2 protein-coding genes are annotated in these 1,222 nt (G+C 59.8%); both read left to right on the forward strand.

Features of this window, described 5'->3' with window-relative positions; translation table 11 throughout:
- Window positions 1–774, forward strand: a 774-nt coding sequence (locus tag KPG66_RS15405; protein WP_237071362.1) for an acyl-CoA dehydrogenase family protein, incomplete at its 5' end; no start/stop codon positions are given.
- Between the two features lie 243 nt (window positions 775–1,017).
- Window positions 1,018–1,222: Rpn family recombination-promoting nuclease/putative transposase (locus KPG66_RS15410; RefSeq protein WP_237070330.1), on the forward strand; the 205-nt coding region annotated here is incomplete at its 3' end.

The following is a 1,222-nucleotide window of genomic DNA, read 5'->3' on the forward strand; positions in this document are numbered from 1 at the left end:
TTGATGAACGACGAATCGCGCTGCGCGAGCAGGCCGCACGTTTTGCCCGCGACCAGCTCAGAACAGACATCACAGCCTCCGACCGTCTGTTCGAAAACCTACATCACCAACGCCCCCATCGCGGATCTGTGCGTCGTCTACGCCACCATTGACCCCACGCTCGGTCCACTTGGCGTCACCGCGTTCCTGGTCGAGACGACCAACCCGGGCCTGGACCTGAGCCCGCCTTTGGAAAAGATGGGACTGCGCACCGCCCAGATGGGCCGGATCACGCTCAAGGACTGCCGTGTCCCGGCCGATGCGATACTGGGAAGGGAAGGACGAGGCGTCAAGGTCTTTGAAAGTGCCATGGAATACGAACGGGGATGCATTCTTGCCACCACGTTGGGCGCCATGCGCCGCCACCTTGAAGCCTGCATTACCCATGCGCGTACCCGCCGCCAGTTCGGCCAACCCATTGGAAAGCATCAGGCCGTCTCCCATCGCCTCGCCGACATGAAAGTCAACCTCGATGCCGCGTGCGAACTCGTCTACCGGGTAGGGCGGCTCAAGGACGCGGGCAAGGATGCCACACTGGAAGCGGCCTGTGCGAAGCTGTTCGTCTCCGAAGCGTACACGAAGTTTTCGATAGATGCACTGCGCATTTACGGCGCACAAGGCTACTTAGCTCAAACCCCTACTGAAAGAGGACTGCGCGACGCCATCGCATCCCTCCTCTATTCGGGAACCTCTGATATTCAGCGCAACATCATCGCCACCGAACTGGGATTATGAGCTGACCTAGCGATGCGCCAGCGCAGTGGCGCGATCGAATCAAGCACGTGTCGCTGTGTATGCTAAGCGGCCGCGCGGCACGTAGTGCGCGGGTAAGGCAGGCGAACGGCGGATGCCGGCGTTTTTTTACTGTCGAATGAGGCGTGGTGCAACAAGCAATCCATAGGCAGCGATGCACAGCAGCGTGCGGGCATCGAGAGCAGACGATGGTAAAATAAGCGGCTCCCCTCATTCACGTTCGGCATGAAACGCTCCTCGACGATGACGCCGCACGATGCGCTCTTCAAGCAGTTCCTCACACATCCGGAAACCGCACGGGACTTTTTGAGCCTACATTTGCCCACGCAGTGGTTGGCGCAGTGCGACCTGGACACGTTGCGTCTGGAATCGGGCAGCTTTGTGGAAGAGGATCTACGCGCCTACTATTCGGACGTGCTGTGGTCGCTGC

It is taken from the genome of Mycetohabitans sp. B2 (genome assembly GCF_021733735.1).
GTDB lineage: Bacteria > Pseudomonadota > Gammaproteobacteria > Burkholderiales > Burkholderiaceae > Mycetohabitans > Mycetohabitans rhizoxinica.